Here is a 25,229-nt window from a genome sequence, read left to right on the forward strand (position 1 = left end):
CTGCTTTGAGGATTCGATTCGAGTCAGCTTCGGTCAATTGTAAACCGGAGGTTCAAGGACTGTGATGTATCGCGCAGAAGACGCTCGTGTTCCTGAGTATGGAGTGAGTGGTTGTAGTAAGTTTCCATGGCTTCCAGAATCTCGTGTCGACTGACAATTCCCTTCAGGACCCCGTTTTGGACAACAGGTAGATGGCGCAGGTGATGGCTGACAAAGATGGAAACGATTGAGAACAGTTCTGTTTCGGGAGTAATGCAGATGGGGTGTGAACTCATGATGGTTCTCACTGTCTGGGCCGGGCTGGGGTTTCCGAAGAACACTTCATTCGACAAGGCAGACAGGCAGTCGCGTTCGGATACAAAGCCGATGAGAATCTGCTTCTGATCCTGTAGATCGACAACGGGGGCATTCGAGATTTTGTGTTTTAAGAGAAAGCGAATGACTTCCGTCAGCGTCATATCCTGGGTTACAACTTCTACATGCCGATTCATGAAATCAGCGGCGGATGGTGTCTTTTGCTGGTCAGTCATGGTTTTTCTCTCCTGTATAATTGATTTCAGTAAATTCATTCTGCATCTTTTAAGGCTTCAAATCCGGTAACGACATCCAGTAGCTCTTCTGTAATGGCAGTCTGTCTGCGTTGATTAAATTCCGCCTGCAAATTCATCAGGCGTTCTTTAATATTGCGTTCCGCAGCCTGCATGGAAGCGATCCGGCTGGCATTTTCCCCTGCCAGGGATTCCGCGCAGGCACGAAACAGAGACACGAACAGGTACTGTTGAATCAGCCTGGATAGTAAGTTCGTGCGGCTCATGGTATAGAGGGGGAGTGAACGGGATGTGCTGGGGCTCTGATGTTTTCGATGGAACTTCGTCGGGTCGACAGGCAGCAACTGTACGACATGCGGTTTATAGGTAGAGGCCGATTCACGCTGATTGTAAAAAATATAGATTTCACTCAGTCGTTGTCGATGCCGCCATTGATCAATCTTCGCGAGCATTTCAGAGACCAGGGGGGCAATTCCCGTAGCTGAACCGGGCAGGCTGAAATCGAAATCAACGTCATGGCCGGAATCCAGAGTTTTGCCCAGCATTCGCGAGCCTACGATCATCCAGGCCTGTTTTCGTTTGTTTAATTCAGTCTCAGCGAAATATTCGGCAGCATAGGTTTCCAACTGTTCATTGAATTGACCGCACATTCCCTGGTCGGAACCGAAGAGAATCATGCCGATGGTGCCAGCGGCAGGACCATCTGACAAATTCGATCCGGGCAAACTCTTTGATAAAACCATTTCCAATCCACAGTAAACGGTGTCAGAATAGTCTTCGAGGGAGTCGACTGCCTGTTCGTACTGTCGGATACTGACCGCGGCAAGCGTTTTCATCGTACGTACGACCGACTCCAGATCTTTGGTACTTTCGATGCTCCGTTTTAATGTTTCGAAATCCTGCATCTGCTCAGTCGGTTTCAGTAAGTGGATTTTGGGATTGCTGAATCAACTCGCTCACAGCACTCAGCACGGATTTCTGATCGTTAGCCGTGATGGTTTTACCTGCGAGAATCTGTTCGCTCAAATCAGGAAATTTGTTGGTGAGAATCCGCTGAACCTGTTCTTCCAGATGGTGAATCTGTGGCAAGCCGGTCTTGTCAAACGCTCCTCCTGCCATGCCGATTAACACAGACAGTTGCTCAGGGACGGAAAGCGGCTGGTATTGAGGCTGTTTAAAGATTTCACGCACACGCCGCCCGCGTTCCAGTGTGGCCAGGGTTTCTGAATCCAGACGGCTGCTGAAACGGGAAAAGGCTTCGAGTTCTTCAAATTGACTGTAAGACAACCTTAAATCACCTGCGACGGCCCGGTAGGCGGGGAGTTGAGTTTTCCCCCCGACACGCGAGACAGAGCGACCTACATCGACGGCAGGTAGAATCCCTTTCTGAAAAAGTTGTGGTGAAAGGTAGACCTGGCCGTCAGTGATCGAGATTAAATTTGTCGGGATATAGGCAGACAGATTCTGCGCTTCTGTTTCGGCGATGGGCAACGCCGTTAATGAACCACCACCGAGCCGCTCTGCTAAATGAGTGGAGCGTTCCAGCAGTCGTGAATGCAGGTAGAAGATATCGCCGGGGAATGCTTCGCGCCCGGGGGGGCGTCTGAGAAGCAGAGATAATTCGCGGTAAGAACGGGCATGTGAAGTCAGGTCATCATAGATCACGAGAACATCCTGTCCCCGGTCCATAAAATATTCAGCCAGTGTGGTCGCTGCATAGGGAGCGACAAACTGCAGACCGGGGGGAGCGTCACTCTCACCAACGACCACCGTCGTGTACTCCATTGCGCCTTGATTTCGCAGGTCATCTATTACTTTGGCAACTGCTGTATTTCGCTGTCCGATCGCGCAGTAGATACAGATCACATCTTGATTTTTCTGGTTGAGAATCGTATCGATGGCGATTGCTGTTTTGCCTGTCTGGCGATCTCCCAGAATCAGTTCGCGCTGACCGCGGCCGATGGGAATGAGGGCGTCAATAACTTTTAAACCTGTCTGCAGGGGAACCGTGACAGGAGCCCTGTCAATGATGGGGGCCGGATCGCGTTCATAGGGTCTGCGTTCGGCGGCTGTGATCGGACCATGCCCATCCAGGGGACGCCCCACCGGGTCGATGACGCGACCGATTAACGATTCTCCGACAGGAACATCAAGTAAGCGGTGTGTTCGTCTGACTTCATCACCGGCGGTAAGCTGTTCTCCGTGGTCGAGCAGTACAACACCAACCTCATGTTCATCCAGGTTCAAAGCCAGTCCCAGTATATGATGAGGGAACTGCAACAGTTCTTCTGATTGGACATTCGGTAAGCCGCTAATGCGGGCATGACTACGGCCGACATAGGTGATTTTGCCGATTTCGATCAGTCGTGGTGCAAAATCATGCTGACTTAATACATCGCCAAATTGGTCAAAAGTCGTATCGACTAATGATTTAATGTCGGGACTATGGTTCATTGGTATTGCCTGAGTGATTTTAGATCCACACGATTATTCTGTTGGATTGTTCTCTGCTTCGGTGTTAGTTGAAATGACATCATTAAGTGAACGAACAAATTCTTCTTCCAGTTCTTCGAGTGATTCCTGCAGATTCCAGGAGATTTTGTAGCCAGCCAGATGGAGATCAATTCCACATATTAATTCCTGATTCTCCCGGAAGCGAATCGTCACTTCCCTGCTGAGATAATCGTGTATCAGGTCCGTCATGTTCTTACGTTCGGATTGAGTCAGTTCGAAAGCACTTTCGACCAGCATTTGCGGGTCTGACGACTCCAGTTTGGCGAGAAACTCCTGTTTATGTGTCTCATCAATCTGCCTGATTCGCTTCATGAACACCGAAATTGTCTGTTGTTGCAGATCTGAGTCTGCCAGTTCTTTAAGGATCCGATGGCTCATTTGATGCATGTGCGCTGCCATCCGCAGGCGGGCTTCCCTTAAAAAGGATTCGCGTTCCCGATGCAGGCCACGAAACCATTCTGTTTTCTCCTGTTCGATTTCCGTGCGCGCCTGCTGCAGATGCTGTTCTTTCCAGATCTGAATTTCTTTCCCCGCTTCAGCCAGTAATTCCTCCCGGGCATGCGTAAGGTCTTCGGTCTGTTGTTGATAGCGGGCCAGTTCGGATTCTGCCTCACGTTGCGCAGCGGTGGCTGCTTCGTGTTCTGCAGCGATCTTTTTTTCCCGCTCCGCCATCGCGTTCAGCACCGGCTTGTAGAGGAAATGGGACAACAGCCAGACGAGGACCAGAAAGTTAAGAATCTGAGCAGTGAAAGTAAACCAGTCGATGGACATTCAGTTTTCCTGTTGAATCTGTCAGTAAGATTACCTGGTGGTTGCCTGCATAAAGTGATTCCAGAACGGATTGGCAAAGATCAGAATCATGGAAATCACGAAACAGTAAATCGCCGTCGATTCCACCATTGCCAACCCCACGAACAGGGTCCGCGTAATGGTACTGGCTTCATCGGGCTGCTGCGCAATTGCACTTAACGCCTGGGCGAGGGCTCTGCCTTCCCCGAGCGCCGGGCCAATGGATCCGATGGCGATGGTAATCCCCGCTGTAAATATCGAAACTGCTGCAATGACCGTATTTGAGTCCATGGACTGCTCCTTTATGTATTTTGTTTTGGATGTTCTTGGGGTAGTTGAGGCTGTTCGTTTATTGCCTGCGAAACTTGAGTGGCTGATGCGATGTAGACCATCGCCAGTACCGAAAAGATATAGGCCTGGATGATGCCGGTGAGCAGTCCAAAAGCCTGCATCAGAATGGGAACAAACAGGGGGACGAATCCCAGTAGAATTGCTCCGATCACGCTACCACTCATGATGTTCCCATAAAGTCGCACTGCCAGAGCTAATGTCCGCGACAGTTCGCCGATGATATTGAACGGTAACATCAGAATAGAAGGGCGAATGTACTGCTTCAGGTAATCCACCAGTCCCTGGCTTGCAATTCCATAGAGTGGAACGGCAACAAACACACAGGTTGCCAGGGCCGCTGTTGTAGAGATGGAACTGGTCGGGGCATGATAACCGGGTACGATTGAGAGAATATTCGAGACGACAATAAATAAAAACAGGGTTCCGACAAAAGGGAGGTAGGGGCCGGGATCCTGCTGACTGACTTCCTGAATCTGATTTCGTAAACCTGACACCAGTACTTCAAGCAGGTTCTGACCTCGTGACAGCCGGGCGCTGGTACTCAGTCGGCGCGTGATGAACCAGGAGCCGCACGTCAACAGTCCCATGACCAGCCATGTAAACAGAATGGTTCTGTTCAGAATCAGAAATTCCCACTGCCAGAGAGGTTCATCGGGTGACATATTCATTTACACGGATTTTCCTGAGAAAGTCGGTTGATCTGTTCTGATCATGCGTGTGCAGATCATCCGGGCAAGAATGAAGCCGACCAGGCAGACCGTCAGTCGTTGCCAGCGTGAAGATTCATCAAGCCAGATGCCGATACACCAGAAGCCGGAAATGGTCAGTAGGGTTCTGGTCAGAGCCGAAGCCAGGAATAATAAAGCGGGATGTGAAACTTTCTGCAAATTGCGAATGGTCAGCCAGAGCCCGCCAAAAAACAGCGTACCCAGTATCAAGCCACAGGCCAGACTCGCGAAAAGTTGTAACAGCAGTGCAAGACTCATTTTTCAATATTTCCTTCTTTATGGATCCATTTCCAGGCGTTCAAACAGCCAAAAGCGATCCCTCCCATCATTAACATCAAAGTCCAGGAATATGGACCAGGCCAGCGGGAATCGATCCACATCCCCAGCATCGCCCCCAGTACAGCCGGGATAGTGACAGACCATCCAATCAGTCCAAACATCCCGAAACCAAACCAGATTGTATGATGTTTTTCACGTTGTGCTTTCAATTTTCGTGCTTCCTGTGAGGCAATCCGCTGTTCAATATGCGATTGCTCATGCAAGTGCAGGGGACCTCCCTGGAATCCGTGGTTATCGAATCCGTTTTCATTCTCGCGCTCAGGTTGATTATCAGAGATCACTGCCGACTCCCTGTTTGACGAAGTGTCTGAGGATATCCGCTTCCAGTTTCGCAATAGCTGAACGAACCAGACGCTCTCTTTCATGCTGTGCTTCAAATTGATCAGCGACTTTCTGGCGGAGTGTGCCCAGGTCCTCCCCCTGGACGGCATAGATTGTGGAAATACGAACTTCAGCGCCGGTTTTTGTGAGTATACCTCCACCGATGCCCAGATAGGTTTCGCAGTTCTGTTCGTCAACAAAAGTCAGGATACCAGGCAGCAGGGCGGATACAAAATCAACGTGCCGAGGCAGCAGGCAAAACGAACCGTTCTCTGCTTCCGCAATCACCTTCATGACAGGCTGGTCAATCAGGATTTCTGTTGGTAACAGCACTTTCAGATTCATGTGGCATTGCCTTTTTTCACTTCCTCAATGGAGCCGATCATATACAGGGCCCGCTCCGACACATCATAAAACTCGTCCTTCAAAATACGTTCACAGCCATCTAAAGTTTCCTCCAGTGTGACAAATTTTCCCTGATAACCGGTGAATTGCTCTGTGCTGAAAAAAGGTTGTGTCAGGAAACGTTCTATGCGTCGCGCACGGTTGACAATACGTCGGTCTTCACGTGACAGTTCTTCCAGACCCAGCATGGCGATAATGTCTTTTAAATCTTCGTAGTTGGCCAGTGTCTCACGAACCGATTGTGCTACCTGGTAGTGATGGTCTCCTACGATCGGAGGCATCAGCATTTTTGAACTGGAATTTAACAGGTCAATGGCGGGGTAAAGGCCTTCAGAAGCACGCCTGCGGGAGAGTACGACAGATGTGGAAAGGTGCGCGAATGTGTGAACGGCAGAAGGGTCGGTAAAGTCATCTGCCGGGACATAAACGGCTTGCACCGAAGTAATCGAGCCACTGGTGGTCGTACAGATGCGTTCTTCCAGTTCGGCCAGGTCGGAAGCGAGTGTTGGCTGATATCCCACCCGGGAAGGTAGTTCGCCCATCAGTCCGGAAACTTCGGTTCCCGCCTGAATAAAACGGAAAATATTGTCAATCAGCAGCAGGACATCCTGTCGCTGGTCGTCCCGGAAATATTCGGCCATCGTGAGTGCGGCATGCCCGACACGGTAGCGGGCTCCGGGTGGTTCATTCATCTGGCCGAAGACCATGACGGTATTATCGAGTACTCCGGCATCCTGCATTTCACGGTAGAGTTCTTCTGCTTCGCGACAACGTTCTCCAATTCCACAGAACAGGCTGACCCCTTTGTGAGCACCGACGACATTATGGATGAGCTCGGTAATCAGAACGGTTTTGCCGACACCCGCTCCACCAAACAGACCTGCTTTACCACCCCGCTCCAGCGGTGAAAGCAGGTCGATGGCTTTGATGCCGGTGCTGAATATTTCTGAACGCGGAGGCCGTTCCACCAGCGCGGGAGACTGGTGATGGATGGACCGCCAGAGGCTGCATTCCACCGGGGCACCGGTATCGACTGTCTGGCCAAAGACGTTCAGCATTCTTCCCAGCAGTTGAGGTCCGACAGGGACTTTCAGCGGATGCCCGGTGTTGAGGACTTTGGCGCCGCGCGAGAGGCCTCGCGTGGAGTTTAACGCGATTCCACGGACCTGCTGATCATTGAGCTGAGTCAGGACCTCAATGACAATTTCCTGTTGATCGCCAGTATGCAGTTCAGTTTGTACGGGGGGTAAATTCTGTGGGAAACTGATATCTACAACGCTCCCCCGAACCGAAAGCACCGTTCCGAAATTCCGTTCCTCTGTTTCGGTCAACTGCTGCATGTTACCAGGCATCCTAACTCTCATATCGGAGTGTCTCAAAATAATCCAGCAGGAGGACGAGTCTGTGATCACTGTCGTGTCTCATTGTTATTATCCCTGACAATGATTGATTTTGCGATAGAACTCAAGAGTCTGGAAAATCAAACAGATCTCTTTTTGCGAATTATCGCCTGGTATAGTTGATTCTGGTGGATTTCCCTACCCCTGAACCGGGATCTACCCGTATGGGATTCCGCTGGCTTCTGGTAAAGTACTCTCACAATACATATAATTGAGTCCTGAATGACTCTCGCCTGGATATGTGTTACGCAGATATCAGTCAAAATCAATTCTGTTTTCAAACTGAAGACAAGGACGGGGAGTGGGAGAATGGTGTTAGAAGAACCGCTGATTCTGTGGTTTGATGAAATCGGTATTACAGACGTCCCCTCGGTGGGAGGTAAGAACGCTTCACTGGGAGAAATGTACTGCCAGTTAAATTCAGAGGGGATTGCTGTCCCCAACGGTTTTGCCACAACGGCAGCTGCCTACCGGTATTTTCTGGCAGAAACCGGTCTGGATCAGCAGATCAGGGAGATCCTGCATGATCTGGATACGACTGATATTACCAATCTACAGCAGCATGGTCTGGAGGTCAGGCATGCGATTCTCTCTGCCGAGATGCCGACTTCTCTGCAAACTGCGATTCTGCAGGCGTATGAGAAGCTGAGTGAAGCTTTGCCCGGCGGAATCGATGTCGCTGTCCGCAGCAGTGCGACCGCTGAAGATCTGCCGGATGCCAGTTTTGCCGGACAACAGGAATCGTACCTGAATGTACGTGGGCCAGCTCCCTTACTGGAAACCTGTCGGCGTTGCTTTGCTTCGCTGTTTACAGATCGGGCAATCTCCTATCGAACAGAAAAGGGCTTCGATCATTTCGACATCGCCCTTTCGATTGGAATCCAACGCATGGTGCGCTCGGACCTGGCGGCTTCTGGTGTCATGTTTTCCATCGATACAGAAACGGGTTTCAAAGACGCCGTGCTGATTAACGCTGCTTATGGCCTGGGGGAAAATATTGTTCAGGGGAGTGTGAACCCGGATGAGTTTTATGTCTTCAAGCCAACGCTGAAGCAGGGATTTCAGCCGATTTTGAAGAAAACGCTCGGTTCCAAAGAATTCAAACTGATCTATGATGCGGGGGGCGGCAAGATGACACGCAACGTTCCCGTTGATCCGGTCGACCGGAAACGATTTGCGATTACTGAGGAAGAGATACTCACACTCAGCCGCTGGGCCACGCGGATTGAAGAACATTACTCGTCAGTGCAGAAGCGGTACTGTCCCATGGATATTGAATGGGCCAAGGATGGGAACACCGGGGAACTGTTTATCGTGCAGGCCCGACCGGAAACCATTCATGGTAATCCGAAGTCGCAGACTCTACAGACGTATCATTTGAAGAAACGAGGCCGAGTGCTGATCTCCGGGCATAGTGTGGGAGAACGCATCGGCCATGGAATTGCGAGAGTCATCGAGAGTGCAAAAAACCTGGATGAAGTGCAACCGGGTGATGTGCTGATCACGGATCGTACCGATCCGGATTGGGAACCGGTGATGAAAAAAGCAGCCGCCATCATTACCAATCGCGGGGGGCGAACCTGCCACGCGGCAATTATCAGCCGGGAATTGGGTGTACCGGCGATTGTAGGCGCAGAAACAGCAACCACTGCGATTGCTTCAGGTCAACTGGTGACCGTCTGCTGTGCAGAAGGGGATACAGGTTATGTGTATGACGGACAGCTTGATTATGAAATTCAGGAAATTAACCTGGATCATTTACCTGAAACCAAAACCAGCGTGAAAATGATCGTCGGCAATCCGAATGAAGCATTTCGGCTTTCCCTGCTTCCCAGCGATGGCGTCGGCCTGGCGCGGATGGAATTCATTATCAATTCGTTCATTCGAATTCATCCAATGGCATTACTGGAATTCAATCAGTTAAAAGATCCCATTTTAAAGGCGGAAATCGATCGACTGACCCCGGGCTATACAGATAAACCGACCTTTTTTGTAGATACACTGGCACAGGGAGTTGGCATGATCGCTGCCGCGTTTTATCCGCGTGAAGTGATCGTACGAATGAGTGACTTCAAGACGAATGAATATGCCAACCTGATCGGGGGAGCGCGGTACGAACCTGATGAAGAAAATCCGATGATCGGTTTTCGGGGGGCATCGCGTTATTATCATCCCCGCTATCGAGACGCATTTGCGCTGGAGTGTCAGGCGATGCGCAAAGTGCGTGAGACGATGGGGCTGACAAATATGAAACTGATGATCCCCTTCTGTCGTACCGTCGCGGAAGGGGAAAAAGTACTGGAGGAAATGTCACGTCATGGTTTACACAGGGGAGAAGACGGACTGGAGATTTATATCATGTGCGAAATTCCCAGTAACGTCATTCAGGCTGAGGCATTCGCAGAAATCTTCGATGGCTTTTCAATCGGTTCCAATGATCTGACTCAGTTGACGCTCGGCGTTGATCGTGATTCCGAAGTCGTCGCGTCAATCTTTGATGAACGGGACCCGGCCGTGATGGAGTCGCTCGCGAGTGCCATTCAACGTGTAAAGGCAGCCGGAAAAAAGATCGGTATTTGTGGCCAGGCTCCCAGTGACTACCCGGAAATCGCAGAATTTCTGGTGAAACAGGGGATTGACAGTATCTCACTGAATCCGGATGCCGTAATCAAAACGGTAACGCGTATTGCAGAAGTAGAAGCAGACCTGGCTCGTTTGAATCTGGTTCAGAAATAGAAAGTGACAATCTGCCATGGAACATCGAGATGATATGAAGTCTGAAGGGGTGGGGGATACGAAAAAAAAATCACACGAGCATTTGCAGTATTTACTGGATGGTCATGAAGCGATTCTCGTCCATATTAAGGAACTGAATGACTGGTGGAGAGAACTGGATGAACGTGGTTTACCCAAATATGGTGAAATGGGAACCCGCATGGAAGGCTTACGGGATCTGCTCTCCCAGCATTTCAGAGATGAGGAGCAGGAAGGGTATTTTAAACCGGTCATGGATGAATCGCCGGGCTTCTGTATTATGGTTCCGGATTTTCGAGAAAAGCACAAAGAATTCCTGACCCGGATCGACAATTTCAGTACACGTTTAAAACAGTCTGAACCTCCCTTTCAGAACTGGAATGAAGCCTTACAGGAATTGCAGGAATTGCTGGCGGAACTGCGCACAAATGAAAACGAGGAAATCCAGCGCGTTCGCGAGGCGTTTGAAAAATCTGCTCGCGACCAGTCTTAGAGAGGAAACTGACGCAGGCTGAACTATTTATAGGGTGTTTTTTCAGGAACTCATCGGCACAGCGATTGAGGTTCCAAATTCCTGAGAACTGCAGGGCATTTCTTCTCGCTGGTCATTGTTGTATGCTCATATCATTCCGTCACGGGAAACCACTTTGAGCTGTTTATTTCTCATTCTGCTTCATCGTGCCGCGACTTGATGACGATTGAAACCTGATACGGAAGAGATCTGTATATGACCATACTCTATTCGGACCCTGTATTTCTGAAACATGATACGGGGGATCTTCCGGAAAATGCAGCACGTATTTTGCCTGCGATGAGACGTGCCAGCCAGATTGCCATGCACGCGCATTGTCGCCAGCGGTCATGGACTGAAGTTTCCGACACAACCCTGGAGCGCGTGCATTCGCGGGAGTATATTCAGTTTGTGAAAGAATTCTGTGAGCAGGGGGGCGGACATATCGCGGAAGATACCATCGTCTGTCCCGAGTCATTTGGAGTGGCACGAATGGCAGTCGGTGCTGTCTGTGATGCCGTGGAGCAGGTCGTCCAGGACAAAGCAGAGCGGGCATTCTGCCTGGTGCGGCCTCCAGGACATCATGCTGCACCAGAATCGGCGCTGGGCTTTTGTCTGTTCAACAACGTGGCCGTCGGTGCACGTACGGCGATTGAGGAACTGGGATTGGAGCGGGTTCTGATTGTTGACTGGGACGTGCATCATGGTGATGGCACACAGGAAATCTTCTGGGAAGATGGTCAGGTCGGATTTCTGTCGATTCATCGTTCATCCTTTTATCAACATACGGGCACTGCTGCTGAAACGGGGGCTGGGAAGGGGCTGGGGACAACCTTGAACGTTCCGGTTGAATCAGGCACATCACGGGAACACTATTGTGAACTGTTCACAGCAGCCATTGAACAACTGGCCGCGCGCATCAGACCCCAGCTCGTTCTGATCAGTGCGGGCTTCGATGCTCATCAAGACGACCCGATCGGATCGCTGGGGCTGGAGAGTGAAGATTATGCCAGGCTGACCCGGGTCGTCCTTGAGGTCGCAGACGTGCACGCCGATGGGCGTGTTGTGAGTGTACTGGAAGGGGGATACAATCCCGTCGCACTCGCAGAAAGTATTGATCATCATTTACTGGAAATGGCATCTGCCTGAGTTTAAAACCAGCGCCGTTCAGGCAGATCACATAACAGCAGAGATAATATTCCATGCCGATTCGCAACCTTGATAAGATATTTCGTCCCCGTCGGATTGCCGTGGTGGGAGCCAGTCAACGTCTACTGAGTGTAGGACAGACAGTATTTCAGAACCTGATTACTGGCGGGTTTGCCGGAGAGATTTATCCTGTCAACCCTCGTCATACTCAGTTAGGTGAGCATCCCTGTTATCGATCAGTGCAGGAATTGCCTGAACCCGTCGATCTGGCCGTGATCTGCACCCCGGCGCAATCGATTCCTGAAGTGATCGAGCAGTGTGGAACCGCGGGAATCCGGGGAATCGTGATTCTGTCAGCCGGTTTTCGTGAAACGGGAATGGCAGGCAGCCAACTGGAACAGCAGGTATTGAGTATTGCCAGACAGTTCTCAGGGATGCGGATCATTGGTCCGAACTGCCTGGGAATCATGGCGCCGTACGTCAATCTGAATGCGAGTTTTGCCACGGACATGCCTCTGACCGGGAATATTGCCTTCATCTCACAGTCTGGTGCGCTGTGTACTGCAGTATTGGATTGGGCGCTTGAAGAAAAAATTGGTTTTTCGCATTTCGTCTCCGTGGGAAATATGCTGGATGTCGGTATTGCTGACCTGATTGATTACTTTGCCCTGGATCCGCAAACAAAATCGATCATTCTATATGTCGAGTCGATTACCGAAGCCCGTCAGTTCATGTCGGCGGCGCGGGCATTTACGAAACACAAACCGATCATTGCATATAAAGCAGGTCGTTTTCAGGAATCTGCCAAGGCGGCGGCCTCCCATACTGGTGCGATGGCAGGTGTTGACGCTGTATATGAAGCAGCTTTTGCTCGTGCCGGAATCGTACGCGTCTTTGAACTTGATGATCTGTTTGACTGTGCTGAATTACTCGCGCGACAACGACCTCCACGAGGCGAACGGCTGGCAATCGTCACCAATGCCGGAGGCCCTGGTGTCATGGCCACCGATGCGCTGCTGGAACGGGCAGGAGTCCTGGCGCCGCTTTCTAAAGAAACCATAGAACGGCTCAATGGTGTTTTACCACCTGCCTGGTCTCATGGGAATCCACTGGATGTGCTGGGGGATGCGCCTCCGGAACGATTTGGAAATACGCTGGAAATTGTTCTTGCTGATTCCCAGGTGGATGGGGTGCTGGTGGTATTATCACCTCAGGCGATGACTGACCCTGCTGAAGCCGCTGCTGCGGTGATTAAAGCTGCGAAAATGACATCAAAACCAGTACTCACATCCTGGATGGGTGGGAATAAAGTCCATGAGGGAAGAACTCGGTTGAACAACGCCGGCATTCCCACCTATAACACTCCCGAGCAGGCCGTGCGGGCGTTTATGCATCTGGTGACCTATGCCCGGAATCATCAGTTTCTATATGAAACTCCGCAGGCGATGCCGGTCCGGTACTCGCTGGATCGTGCACTCCTGCGGGAACTGGCAGACGCCGCGTTGCAGGAAGGACGCGATATCCTCTCGGAATGCACTTCAAAATCACTTCTGGAAGCTTATGGTATCCCGGTGAATCGAACGGTCCTGGCCCGCAGTGCTGAAGAAGCCGTGCAGCTGTCACAGCAAATGGGCCTGCCGGTCGTACTCAAAGTCTTCTCCGAACAGATTACACATAAAACGGATGTGGGGGGAGTCGAACTGGATCTGTACGAGGAACATGAAATCAGTGAAGCCTATGAACGCATCATGCAGCGCGTCAAGCAAGCGCGACCCGATGCGGAGGTGCAGGGAGTAACTGTGCAAAGGATGGTTTCAGAGCCGGAAGGGCATGAACTGATTTTAGGAGTCAAACGAGATCCGGTATTTGGTATGGTCCTGCTGGTCGGAGCAGGGGGAACCTCTGCCGAATTGTACCAGGATCGTGCACTGGAACTGCCTCCCTTGAATGAACGGTTGGCGCGGCACGCGTTGGAGTCCCTGCGTTCCTGGCCTTTATTAACCGGTTATCGAGGGCATCCTGCTGTGAACCTGGATCAGCTGATCGAAGTGTTGATTCGATTATCCTACTTCGTTGCCGACTTGCCAGAAATCGTGGAACTGGATATCAATCCTCTTATGGTGACACCCGTTAATGCGATTGCCCTTGATGCACGGATTGTTGTTGACCGGTCATTGAATGTTAAATCGACTCGTCCCTATTCGCATCTGGCAATCCGGCCTTATCCGGAAGAGTTTACGAAATCAGTCACACTCAAGGGTGGGACCCAGGTGCGACTGCGTCCGATTCAACCCGAGGATGAGGATAAATGGCATGAACTTCTGCGGGGCTGTTCTCCTGAATCCATTCGTGCCCGGTTCCGGTTTACCTTTCAAGGCACGACTCATGATATGGCAACCCGATTCTGTTTTATCGACTATGACCGCGAAATTGCTATTGTCGCAGAGAGGGTGGATGATTCAACAGGACAACTGATTGGCGTGGGCCGCATGGTGGCCGATGCAGATCATCAGGAAGCCGAGTATGCGGTGCTGGTGGGAGACCACTGGCAGGGACAGGGACTGGGATCGATGTTGACTGATTACTGTCTGGAAGTTTGTCACACCTGGGGGCTGAAACGGATGGTTGCCGAAACGGCTCCGGATAACCGTCGCATGCTGGATCTGTTTCGGAAACGTGGCTTTGCGAAACAGGATTCGAGCTCCACAGACACCGTCCTGCTAATGAAAAATCTGGTTACGGACTCTCACTGAGCGGTTACAGGCACGGTCCTGGTTTCAACAGAGAGGGTGAAAAATCTTCACTTCCTCAACCGACTTCAGAATATGAGATACTGAATAAGATTCTGGATCTGGTAGGGAGCAGGGATTACAATAGCATCAGACTTTAACGTTCTGTCACTAAAGATCTTTGAAGTCAGGGCAAGTGAAGCACCACGTTACAGCATATTGTGCCAGCGTAGCGACTACCAGGATGAAAAGGGCTTGAAATGTGGAACCAGAAATTGTCGAGACGTGGGTTTCTGCTCGCGACAGGAGCGGCCTGCTGTAGTGCCGCATTCGAAAATAGTGAAGCGGTTGAGGCAGTGCGTGACGCCAGTCAATATAAAAAGTTGGACTGCCATCTGCATATCAGTCACAAAGGCAGATCGATTGAAGATACGATTAAGCACATGGACGCGACCGGTACAGCCAAGGCATTCATTCTGCCTCTGGAGACAGGGGAAGGGGGAGTCCTGCTGCGTACGGAAACTGTGCTGCATGCCTTCCATAAATACCCGGATCGCCTGATTCCCTTTTGTCAGACGGATATCCGACAGCCGAACGTGATTGAGCGAATTCGCGCATACCATTTGCTGGGCTGTCGGGGGATTGGAGAGCAGAAAGAGCATTTGCCTTTAAACGATCGTCGAGTAGAAGCTGTGATCGCGGAATGTGACGAGTTGAACTGGCCGATCACGATTCACTTCCAGGACGACAAAAAAGGATTCAACCAGGGAATCGAAAAACATCTGGAAACCTATCTGAAAAAGTATGAGCGGGTCCGAATCATTGGACATGCCCAGTCCTTTTGGTCTCACATCAGTGCCGATGTACCGCCGCCTGACAAAACGCTGTATCCCCGCGGTCCCGTCAAGCCGGGTGGACTGCTGGACCATCTGCTGGGCAACTATCCCAATCTGTATGCGGACATGTCAGCGGGTAGCGGTTTCACTGCGCTCTCCCGTGATGAAGATTTTACGGCAGGCTTTCTGGAACGGCATCCGAAACAATTGCTGTTTGGCAGCGACTGTCCCTGTTCTGACGGTCTGGGTGGCAACTTCAACGGCGTGTGTTACAGCACCCGTCTGCAGGAGTTTCTGCTGCGAATGGTGAAAGACGAAGCAGCACTACATGACATCTTTTATCACAATGCCGAACGCGCCTTGAATGGGACAGCATAGTATTCCCAAAGATTGAAAATTCGATTGAGCTTACGAAAAGTAGCAGATCTTCTTTAGTCGGGTTGGCATGAAACATGGATGCTCAACCAAGTAAGTTACAGGGGCAGGACGGTACTAAAAAACATCCCTGACAACTTTGATCCCCCTTTAAAAAACATAGGCTGAAAAGATGACAGATCACAATTTACTTTTCGGTTTGATTGCCATGCAGAGCGATCTGATCAGCATGCGGCAGTTCGTGGATGTGTGTACGCTCTGGGGATCACGGAAAGATTCCTCTCTGGCTGACATTCTCATAGAGCAGGGCTGGCTCATCGAGGATGATCGGGATCACATCGAATATCTGCTCAAACGCCGCCTGAAAAAATCCGGTGGTGATGTCAGAAAGTCGTTATCGAGTATGCCGGACAGTCTAAGATCGGCTTTGGAAAGCCTGGGAGATGAAGATATTCAGAGTACCCTCAGTGGGGTATCGCAAGAACCACGCATCACTACAGCGATTCAGATCTCACCAAGCGACATTCCCGAAGATCGGATTACACGTCGTGGTTTGCATTCCTCTGGTGGGATCGGTCACGTCTGGCTCGCGCACGATAAAGTGTTGGATCGCGAAATTGCCTTGAAGGAACTGAAGGCTGATCAGGCTCATTCTGAAATCAACCGTCAGCGATTCTTTCGTGAAGCGCGGATTACGGCACAACTGACTCATCCCGGAACCGTGCCCGTCTATGATTTTGTCGACGATGGCAAGCGGAGCTATTACACAATGAAGTTCGTCCGCGGGCGGACCTTCTCTGAAGAGATTCAAAATTATCATAAATGGAGAATCAAGGAGAATCAGACCGGTGTGACCAGCCGCTTATTGCATTTGCTGAATCAATTTGTCAGCATCTGTAATACTATTGCCTATGCCCATTCCAAACAGATTATCCATCGCGATTTAAAAACGGAAAACGTGATTGTCGGCGATTTTGGAGAAGTCGCCGTGCTGGACTGGGGCCTGGCCAAACATCTTGAAGAAATGGAATCAGTCACCGATCTAATCGCCTCAGACTACGCCGCGACCATTGTCAGTAATCCTGATGAAAGTATCACATCGTCACAAACCATGCAGGGTGAAAAACTGGGCACACCTGCCTATATGTCACCTGAGCAGGCGCGGGGGGAAATAGGGATGGTCGATAAACGTAGTGATGTCTACGGGCTCGCTGCGATGCTGTATGAAATTCTTGTCGGTGAACCCCCGTTTCTGGGCAACAGTATCGTTGCAGTCCTTGAACGCGTCATCCATGATAAGCCGCAGCCTCCTTCTGAGTCGGTTGATGGCTTGCCGCGTGAACTTGAGCAGATTTGCTTACGCGGGTTGTCCAAAAAACGCGAAGATCGGCAACAGTCCGCCATTGAGATCGGAGATGAAATTCAAGCCTGGATTGCCGAGCGGGCAGAACGCAAACGCACCGAACAGGAACGCGAGCGTTTCTTCAACCTGTCTCTGGACCTGCTCGCCATCCTGGATGCTGGCGGGCGGTTGTCACTGACCAATCCTGCGTGGGAGTCTGTTCTGGGCTGGACTACTGAAGAACTTCAAGGCATGTCCGTTTGGGAGTTGATTCAACCCTCAGAACATCCGAGAGCCAAGAGAAATCATGAGCGAATTCTCTCAGGGGAATCATTGACCGCAATCGAGTACAAATGCCGGCACAAGGATGGCAGCCACAATTCAATCTGGATTCTGTGGAATGCCAAATTGATCCCCGGAGAATCATCGATTTATCTCGTCGGGCGAGACATCACCGAACGCAAACGCACAGAACAGACCTTTCATGATCTGCTGGAATCCGCCCCGGATGCTATGGTGGTGGTGAATGAGTCGGGAACGATCGTGCTCGTGAACGCACAGTTGGAGAAACTGTTTGGATACGACCGTTCGGAATTACTGGGTAAGCAAATTGAGAGCCTAGTCCCGGAACAGTTTCGTGCGGAACATCCGCAAAAAGTGGCAGGATTTATTAAACAGCCGAGTGCTCGGCCGATGGCTTCTGGTTTGAATTTACTTGCAGAGCGGCGGGATGGGGAAATCTTCCCGGTCGAAATCAGTCTGAGTCCCGTCAAGACAGAACAGGGTATGCTTGTCTCGTGCGCAGTCCGAGATATAACATTACGGATGAAAGAGCAGAACAAAATTCAAGCGCTACTGGATTCGGCCCCGGATGCGATGGTGGTTGTGAACCGACAGCGTCAAATCGAATTCGTCAACTCCCAGGCGGAGCGACTCTTCGGTTACCAGCGCCAGGAATTACTGGGTCAGGAAATTGAAATACTCATCCCCCCGCGTTTTCGGGAAGGGCATCCTGAAAAATATGAGAGTTATGCAAACTCTCCCAGTATTCGTCCCCTTGACGCCAGACTGAAACTGCTCGGTCAACACAAAGATGGTTCCGAATTCCCGGTTGAAATCAGCCTCAGCCCCATTGAACTGGAAGAAGGCTTATTGATTTCCAGCACAATACGCCGGGCTAAAGCAGGGAGCAGTTGAGACGACAACTGGGAGAGATCAAGTACTCTCCAATGCGAGGAATTCATGCGCAACATCCTCGTCGAACTCGGCAAGTTAGACGATGTCGCGTTTAACGATTTGAAAGATGAAAAATGGACTGAAGAGAACGCGCAGGCATTGGAAAATAATCCCTATATCTACAAGGCGATTGTGGATGCCTACGGAAACATGATTCACAGCTCGGCCGCTACGAAATTCCAGAAGAACTCAAACGCTAGACTGTGTCCAGTTTTACTGTAGCATCTTTCGAGCTGCTCTACTCCATCCCTATGCCGCCGGAGACACTGCTGTAAAACGGGATCCCCTCTAGTCTTCGTAAAGAGCCTCCCGAAGCATTCCGTTTCCGACAACTTTTCGCGTATCTTACTAGGCGATGATTTCGGGGATGACTTCACCGCCGAACTGGCTGAGTTGTTTGAAGCGGCCTGCATGGAAATAGGTCAGTTTATTATCATCCAGTCCCAGCAGTTGCAGTAATGTGACGTGCAGATCACGAATCGGGTGCACACATTCCACGGCTTTCGCGCCGAGTTCATCAGTAGCGCCGACGACGCCTGGCTTCACGCCTCCACCAGCCAGAAGCATGGTCATGGCGTTGTTATTGTGCCCGCGTCCGAGTGAATAAACGCCTCCGCGTTTATTATTGTCGGGGGTCCGACCGAATTCCCCCGTCCAGATAACGAGGGTATCGTCGAGCATCCCTCGCTGTTTCAGATCACGAATCAGGGCTGCCATGGGTTTGTCGACACTTTTGATGCGTGATGCGTGGCCGCGTTCCAGGTAGTCGTGGCTGTCCCAGCCGCCGCTAAAGATCTGTACGAAACGCACGCCGTTTTCCACGAGTCGTCGTGCGGTCAGACATTGACGACCGAAGACCTCTGTTTCCGGTTTATTGAGACCGTACATTTCATGTGTACGTGCATTCTCTTTCGAAAAGTCGAGTACGCCTGGTACTTCGCTCTGCATGCGAAAGGCAAGTTCATAACTTTCCATTCGGGCCTGAAGTTTTTGATCCTGGACTCCGAGTGAATTCAAATGTTCGGAGTTCAACTGTGATAGTTCATCAAGTGCACGCAGTTGATGCTTTCGGTTCTTAAAGCCGGGCGCAGCCAGGTCCAGGATCGGTGATCCTTCCGGGCGCAGGCGAGTCCCTTGAAAATGCGGGGGAAGAAAGCCGTTGCTCCAGTTGGTGGGACCTCCCTGTGGCAAAGCGAGTTCGGTCATCACGACATACCCGGGCAGATTCTGGTTTTCGGTTCCCAGCCCATAGGTCGCCCAGGCTCCCAGGGCCGGGTCTCCGCCGAGTCGGCTGCCCGTATTCATATGAAATAATGCTTCCGGGTGGTTCAATGACTCTGCCTGGCATCCACGGAAGTTGCAGAGTTCATTCGCGACGAACGGATCGGAGAGATACTTCCACTGGTCACACATCTCGATTCCGGTCTCGCCGGTCTTATGGAATTGAAAGGGGCTGCCGACAAAGAACTTGAACCCTTTCTCAAGTCCACCTGTCAGTTTCGATTCGGCCTTGTGCAGTCGTGCCAGCTCAGGCTTGGGATCGAACGTATCCATCTGGCCGGGGCCGCCTTCCATGAATAGCATGATCACATTTTTGGCTCGGGCGCGGCGCAACGGAGTCTTCGGCGTTAATGGTCCGGCATCGGCACTGACGGTGGGCGAATCGGCATTAAGGAGCGAAGTGAAGGCCAGACTGCCCAGGGAAGCGCCCAGGCTGAACAGGGCCTGACGACGTGACTGTGAGGGAGGATGGTTATGCATAATATCGATCACTATTCTACATACATGAATTCATTGGTATTGAATAACAGCAGGCACAGATCTGCCAGGGCCCGCGTTTCTGCTGAGACCTCCGCAGGCTTTCTGTCAGCCTGATATCGTTCAAAGACCGGCAGGATTTCCTGATATTGAAAAACCTGCCCCGATAACTCTTCGACCAGGGACCGGGTGATCGCCTGGGGATAACTGACCGGTTCGGGCGTGATTTCCCGATGGTAGTGTTGCATGTCGGTGACATACTTTTTGAGCCGAAGGATTTCCTTTTCTGAAGCAGGTCGTCCCAGAACGAGGAGAAATAACCGATCGATCTGTTCCGGAAGGGAGCTTTGCTCCTGCTGCAGGCGGATTGCTAATGCGATAGAGCGATCAATCATCTGGTCACTATTGAGCAGTGTGAAAACTTGAGGTGTGACGGCGGCCGATTCACGCAGTTCACAAGACTCATTTGGATTCGGCTGATTGAACAGTTCTGTAAAAGGATCGGCTTGACCACGTATCTGGCAGGCATAAATTGTTCTCCGATTTCTTTCTTTCGGAGTTGGCGATGGCTGGTAGGCCGGTGCCAGTGAGAACTGAATCATGCGTGGTTGTAATGCGACTTCCATATTGATCTCAGGCATGATCGGCACGCCCCCTTGGGCATGGACCAGTTCTCCCGTGATTTTCAATATTCCATCCCGCAATTCCTCTGCGCTCAGACGCCGTCGCGGAAACCAGGAAAGGAGTCGATTACCTGGGTCGACTAAACTCACCTGTTCCGGCTCAGCGGGAACGGATGCGCGACGGTATGCTGCGGACATCATTATCTGTCGGTGCATTCGTTTAATACGCCAGCCATTTTTCACAAAGTCGGTAGCCAGCCAGTCCAATAATTCAGGATGGGTTGGCTTCGCTCCTTTGGCTCCGAAGTTGTTTGCATTGGCAGCCAGACCTGTGCCGAAGTGATACTGCCAGATCCGATTCACGATGGCACGCGTCGTCAGGCTGTTTTCCGGATGGGCAATCCACCTGGCCAATTCTGTACGTCGACCTGCCGTCGCAGAAGTGACCAGATACGGGTCTTGTGCTGCAGGATTGACTTTGAGCGAGACGGCACTGAGCACTCCAGGCTGGACGACGTCTCCCGGAGCAGTTAATGCTCCCCCGGTCAGAATATGGCTCACCACCTGCTGCTCTTTATGATTCCGTTTAATACGCAGCTTGCGTGCGCCATTCCAGGGCATGGCATAATGACTGGCATTAAAGACGCTCTGAGCCAGAGGCTGATAACGTTCCAGTCGACGTGTCCAGATCCATTCATCCTGTTCGCGTACTTTGAGTTGCCCCTGTTCGGCATGATCCAGACCGATATGTCGAGGAGGTTTGTCCTCGTCCGAGAGGTTGCGTCGTGCCTGTTCGTTTTGGTAGGGGAGTCCATGCTCCTGGAACCAGGCACGCGCGGCGTCTTCCCGTTTTTTGATAAGTCGGTTCTTTTCCTGGAGAGCGAAGTCCAGCATCCGCTGCACGTGTGCTTTGCCTGCTTCGAATCCCGTTGTATTTTCCCGGGGCAGCAGCGGAGCAGGGCGCTCCGCCATATGTGTGGTGGCAAACGCGGCATAGATCCGGTAATAATCGCGCGTCGGGAGCGGATCAAATTTGTGGTCGTGGCATTTGCAGCAACGCAGCGTCTGGGCCAGGAAGGTCTGACCGGTGATATTCACAAGATCGTCGAGATAGATCTGACGGGCCTCGTCTGGTTCCACCATGGCATTGTCCCAGGGGCCCAGGCGGAGAAAACCGGTTGCAATGATCCATTCGGCTTCTTCCGGCGTATACTCTCCTGACAACTGTGTCTTGTGAACCTGCTTCTGGTCCCCCCCGGTTCTCTTCAAAACAGACTGATCTGCCAGTTCGTCGCCGGCTAACTGTTCCATGATGAATTCATTATAAGGCTTGTCGTCGTTGAAGGCGCGGATCACGTAATCACGATAACGCCACATATTCGACCGTTCAAAGTCGTTCGACATTCCTCCCGTATCTGCGTAGCGGGTAATATCCAGCCAGTGGCGTCCCCAGTGTTCGCCATAACGGGGACTGGCCAGGAGTCCGTCAATCAGATCTGCCCAGGCCTGGGCGGCATCGATGGAACTGGCAGCGAGAAAGGCATCCATATCCTCAGGGGCAGGCGGTAATCCGGTCAGGTCAAATGTGGCGCGAATGATAAGTGTGCGCAATGATTCCTCTGCTGCCGGCTTGATATCTGCTTCAGACAGTTTCTGATTGATATAATAGTCGATTGCTTCCTGGGAACTGACGTCTGTTGACAAGAGTTCTGACTGCGACCTGACTCTGGCAAATGCCCACAAATCTTCGGTCTGATAACGTCGGTTTGTCCATTCGTCGGAAGTTCCGCCGCTGGTTTGGACAATACGTCCGTCTGCTGTTGTTTCCACGGCTGCCTCTGCTGTGCGAATCCGCGATTGTGTAGCTTCATCCGGCCAGGGGGCTCCCCTTGCAATCCACTTCCGAATCTGTTCGGTCTCCTGTTTTGTGAGACGGTCATTTTCTTTGGGAGGCATCTCGTAGCCATTCCAGAGAACTGCCTGATACAGGGGGCTTTTCTGCGGATTTCCAGGGACCAGTGAGGGTTCACCTGATTCACCCCCTTTGATTAATCCTTCGCGGGTCAACATTTTATATTCACCGCGAATGTCTGCGGGATCATTGCCATGGCATCCAAAGCATTTTGTCTGCAGCAGTGGCAGGACCTTGATCGTGAAGTGCTTCTCAGCCTTGGAGTCGTTCTCGCTGGCAGACAGGAAGGACGCGGATAGCAGAACCAGCAATAAGCAACCGAAGTGCACTACCAGTCTTGTTACCTTCAAACAGCCATGCTCTGTTGACACGGGACGCTCATGGTTTTCCATGTTCATACAGCTCCTTGATCTCTTCAGGTGTTAAGGCATCAGAGAAGATGGCCAGTTCGTCAATCGCTCCATTGAGATTGCGGATGGCAAAACGCTGGCCGGGGAGGGTAGGAGATGACCAGTTCCCAATGGAAGCTGCTCCGAAGCGGGTTGTTTCAGGCAGTTGTTCCTCTGGCACCAGGTGACGACTCAACACGGTTCCATTCAGGTAGTGAGTGATGGTGCTTTTCGAGAGATCACAGGTGACGGCCAGATGGATCCATTTCCCATTTAAAGCAGGTTTCCAGAACGTGGGGGATAATGCTTTGAAATCATGGGGGCCTGATTCGCCTCGATTCACCGGACGAACAGAGAAGTAAAGCTGGCCGGTATCCAGAATCTGCCAGTGAGGCTCTCCCTTATCATAGCTGTCAGTCAGGAAGAGAGAATTGTACCAGCGATCGAGGCTGTCGATCTTGACCCAGGCTGCAAACGTGAGTGAATGAAATTCACCAGGGATCTGGACGCGGACACGATCTGCAGGCTGTTTGAATTCCAGAGCTCGTTTCGCGCCCCATCTGCCGGGGACTTCACGGGCTCCTACAATGGCTCCATCGAGGTTGCTGTTTAGCGGGAGCTTGCTGCAGGCCAGACGGCGTTCCCAGTCACCATTTTCTGCGAATGAGTAATACGCGATCAAGCGTGGATCCTTTCGCCAGATGTTGGACCAGGTTTTCCATTGATCGTAACGGGCAGATTGCATCTGCTGATCTCGTACTTCCAGAGAAGAAATATCGAGGAATTGATCCGGTTCGGGTTCTTTCTCTCGATATTCTCCCCTGTCAGTCAGGACCAGTGCCTGCCCTGTGGTTAGTCGTTTTTTGTTGTTTGAGGGAGAATGCAATTCGACTTCGCCGTCAAAGACTTGGATATCAGTCCCCGCATCCGAAACAGAAAGCCCAAACTCGGTACCCAGGTCAACGACTTTCAGGTCATCCACTTCCAGGGTGAAGCCACGTGCAGCAGGGGGAACGTGGGCGCGCATTCGTCCGTTCCGAACCCGCGCCTGTGTGGACGACTCCAGTTCAATGTCTACGGGACCTTCCACAATCAGAGTGGCGCCACACAGAAACTCAAGTTGCGCATGACCTTTCTCAAATTGAAATCTGCCCCGAGGCAGGGCATCGCCGATAGAGAATGTGGATTGCGAATTCGTCCATTGAACATCAACCAGCCGCGTCACCAGCGCGACCCCTTGCGCCGTTGCTTCTTTAGAGGGATCGCGTTCGCCTGGAGCGGATGATTGAGCGATGGGAACTGTACTGTCAGGCTGGTTCTCAGTTCTTTGAAATAATAACCAACCTGTGAGAATACAGACTGTCAATGAGAGTGTTGTTAAGCAGAAAACCATCAAGCGGTTGGCAGTCCAGGTTTTCTGTGACGACACAGGATTGTGTCCATCTGATGTGGATGCTGCCCCATTTAATGAAGCCCCTGTGCCTGCATCAGCCTCATGATGCAGGGCCGCTGTCAACATCTGCATTTGAATAAAACGTGACCTGGCTGCTGAATCTGTTTTGAGTAACTCACGTAACCGCTCGATTCCTGCATCATCGAGCGAGCCGCATTCCCACTCCAGCAACAGTGTTTCAATCTCGTGCACATTCACCTTCTTATCCCTCCACCAGACGTTTCTTAACACACTCTGCTAACTGTCTGCGGATACGTAATAACATGACTTTGACGTTCCCCACGGTATGATTCAGGGCTCCCGCTATTGTTGCGACAGGTTGAGACTTGAAGTAACGCTGTTCTATCAAATCGCGATTCGACTCAGGCAGACTGTGTAGGCATTTGCGGAGTGCTTCTTGAAAAGTACCGAGTTGTTCTACTTCCCGCTCCACTTCTTGAGCGAGTGTTTGCACGAGTTCTTCATCCAGAAGCAGGCGATCCCGTTTGTGGTCTCGCAAATGCGCCAGCACCTGAAAGCGGGCAATCGTGAATGCCCAGGGCAGGAATGGTCTCTCAGGATCGAATTCGCCGATTTTCCGCCACAACACCAGATTCGTTTCCTGAACGACGTCTGCTGTCCGACTGCGATCACCCATTAATGAATAGATATATCCATAGAGCCGATTCTGATGCTCTGTGAGCAGGTGTACGAAATGTTCGGTCGATTCTGACTGGTCCATGAGTTCTCCCCAGAGGTAGTTACCACGTTAGTCCTCTAGGTTACAC

The 25,229-nt window shown here is 51.3% G+C and carries 21 protein-coding genes; 7 read left to right on the forward strand and 14 right to left on the reverse strand.

From position 1 onward, the window contains the following. Positions 1-23: 23 nt before the first annotated feature. Genes ACN0YH_RS25740 through atpD form a run of 10 tightly spaced genes read right to left on the reverse strand, consistent with a single transcriptional unit; the run spans position 24 to position 7,335 of the window. On the reverse strand, positions 24-530 hold the full coding sequence (locus tag ACN0YH_RS25740; RefSeq protein ID WP_417382473.1) for a CBS domain-containing protein: 507 nt from the start codon (positions 528-530) through the stop codon (positions 24-26). A gap of 35 nt (positions 531-565) precedes the next feature. Further along, entirely contained in the window at positions 566-1,453 is an 888-nt protein-coding gene (locus ACN0YH_RS25745; protein WP_417382474.1) for a F0F1 ATP synthase subunit gamma, read from the reverse strand. Positions 1,454-1,457: 4 nt separating this feature from the next. Further along, positions 1,458-3,002, reverse strand: a complete 1,545-nt coding sequence (locus ACN0YH_RS25750; protein ID WP_417382475.1) for an alternate F1F0 ATPase, F1 subunit alpha — start codon at positions 3,000-3,002, stop codon at positions 1,458-1,460. Positions 3,003-3,035: 33 nt separating this feature from the next. Next, complete coding sequence (locus tag ACN0YH_RS25755) at positions 3,036-3,833, reverse strand: hypothetical protein (protein ID WP_417382476.1); 798 nt, start codon at positions 3,831-3,833, stop codon at positions 3,036-3,038. Positions 3,834-3,863: 30 nt separating this feature from the next. Further along, positions 3,864-4,142, reverse strand: coding sequence for a F0F1 ATP synthase subunit C (locus ACN0YH_RS25760; protein ID WP_417382477.1), 279 nt, complete (start codon positions 4,140-4,142; stop codon positions 3,864-3,866). 11 nt (positions 4,143-4,153) lie between these two features. Next, positions 4,154-4,870 (reverse strand): F0F1 ATP synthase subunit A, encoded by a 717-nt coding sequence (locus tag ACN0YH_RS25765; RefSeq protein ID WP_417382478.1) that lies wholly within the window; start codon positions 4,868-4,870, stop codon positions 4,154-4,156. Beyond that, positions 4,871-5,188, reverse strand: a complete 318-nt coding sequence (locus ACN0YH_RS25770) for an ATP synthase subunit I (protein ID WP_417382479.1) — start codon at positions 5,186-5,188, stop codon at positions 4,871-4,873. Next, entirely contained in the window at positions 5,185-5,550 is a 366-nt protein-coding gene (locus tag ACN0YH_RS25775; RefSeq protein ID WP_417382480.1) for an AtpZ/AtpI family protein, read from the reverse strand. The genes ACN0YH_RS25770 and ACN0YH_RS25775 overlap by 4 nt, the downstream gene beginning before the upstream one ends. Beyond that, positions 5,540-5,935 carry a F0F1 ATP synthase subunit epsilon gene (locus ACN0YH_RS25780; protein ID WP_417382481.1) on the reverse strand — a complete coding sequence of 132 codons (396 nt, stop codon included), beginning with the start codon at positions 5,933-5,935 and terminating at the stop codon, positions 5,540-5,542. The genes ACN0YH_RS25775 and ACN0YH_RS25780 overlap by 11 nt, the downstream gene beginning before the upstream one ends. Continuing rightward, a complete protein-coding gene (gene atpD, locus ACN0YH_RS25785; protein ID WP_417382482.1) occupies positions 5,932-7,335 on the reverse strand; it encodes a F0F1 ATP synthase subunit beta in 1,404 nt (467 codons plus the stop codon). The genes ACN0YH_RS25780 and atpD overlap by 4 nt, the downstream gene beginning before the upstream one ends. 369 nt (positions 7,336-7,704) lie before the next feature. On the opposite strand from atpD, the gene ppsA reads away from it, so the two are divergent. The 7 genes from ppsA (at position 7,705) to ACN0YH_RS25820 (ending at position 18,549) form a co-directional block, all read left to right on the forward strand. Next, positions 7,705-10,131 (forward strand): phosphoenolpyruvate synthase, encoded by a 2,427-nt coding sequence (gene ppsA, locus ACN0YH_RS25790; protein ID WP_417382483.1) that lies wholly within the window; start codon positions 7,705-7,707, stop codon positions 10,129-10,131. 16 nt (positions 10,132-10,147) lie between these two features. Continuing rightward, positions 10,148-10,642, forward strand: coding sequence for a hemerythrin domain-containing protein (locus tag ACN0YH_RS25795; protein ID WP_417382484.1), 495 nt, complete (start codon positions 10,148-10,150; stop codon positions 10,640-10,642). Between the two features lie 234 nt (positions 10,643-10,876). After that, positions 10,877-11,809: a histone deacetylase gene (locus ACN0YH_RS25800; RefSeq protein WP_417382485.1), complete on the forward strand. Its 933-nt coding sequence runs from the start codon at positions 10,877-10,879 to the stop codon at positions 11,807-11,809. A gap of 53 nt (positions 11,810-11,862) precedes the next feature. Next, on the forward strand, positions 11,863-14,562 hold the full coding sequence (gene acs / locus ACN0YH_RS25805; protein WP_417382486.1) for an acetate--CoA ligase alpha subunit: 2,700 nt from the start codon (positions 11,863-11,865) through the stop codon (positions 14,560-14,562). 251 nt (positions 14,563-14,813) lie between these two features. Beyond that, on the forward strand, positions 14,814-15,752 hold the full coding sequence (locus tag ACN0YH_RS25810; RefSeq protein ID WP_417382487.1) for an amidohydrolase family protein: 939 nt from the start codon (positions 14,814-14,816) through the stop codon (positions 15,750-15,752). A gap of 169 nt (positions 15,753-15,921) precedes the next feature. Then, positions 15,922-18,288: a PAS domain S-box protein gene (locus ACN0YH_RS25815; protein WP_417382488.1), complete on the forward strand. Its 2,367-nt coding sequence runs from the start codon at positions 15,922-15,924 to the stop codon at positions 18,286-18,288. A 45-nt stretch (positions 18,289-18,333) separates the two neighbouring features. Next, a complete protein-coding gene (locus ACN0YH_RS25820; RefSeq protein ID WP_417382489.1) occupies positions 18,334-18,549 on the forward strand; it encodes a hypothetical protein in 216 nt (71 codons plus the stop codon). Between the two features lie 126 nt (positions 18,550-18,675). On the opposite strand, the gene ACN0YH_RS25825 is transcribed toward ACN0YH_RS25820, so the two are convergent. Genes ACN0YH_RS25825 through ACN0YH_RS25840 form a run of 4 tightly spaced genes read right to left on the reverse strand, consistent with a single transcriptional unit; the run spans position 18,676 to position 25,183 of the window. Next, entirely contained in the window at positions 18,676-20,088 is a 1,413-nt protein-coding gene (locus tag ACN0YH_RS25825; protein WP_417382490.1) for a DUF1501 domain-containing protein, read from the reverse strand. An 11-nt stretch (positions 20,089-20,099) separates the two neighbouring features. Continuing rightward, complete coding sequence (locus ACN0YH_RS25830) at positions 20,100-23,012, reverse strand: PSD1 and planctomycete cytochrome C domain-containing protein (RefSeq protein WP_417382491.1); 2,913 nt, start codon at positions 23,010-23,012, stop codon at positions 20,100-20,102. Next, positions 22,999-24,660, reverse strand: a complete 1,662-nt coding sequence (locus tag ACN0YH_RS25835) for a LamG-like jellyroll fold domain-containing protein (protein WP_417382492.1) — start codon at positions 24,658-24,660, stop codon at positions 22,999-23,001. Before ACN0YH_RS25835 ends, ACN0YH_RS25830 begins: the two co-directional genes overlap by 14 nt. A 4-nt stretch (positions 24,661-24,664) precedes the next feature. After that, complete coding sequence (locus ACN0YH_RS25840) at positions 24,665-25,183, reverse strand: sigma-70 family RNA polymerase sigma factor (RefSeq protein ID WP_417382493.1); 519 nt, start codon at positions 25,181-25,183, stop codon at positions 24,665-24,667. Positions 25,184-25,229 lie beyond the last annotated feature (46 nt).

The sequence above is a fragment of the Gimesia sp. genome (genome assembly GCF_048262075.1).
Lineage (GTDB): Bacteria > Planctomycetota > Planctomycetia > Planctomycetales > Planctomycetaceae > Gimesia.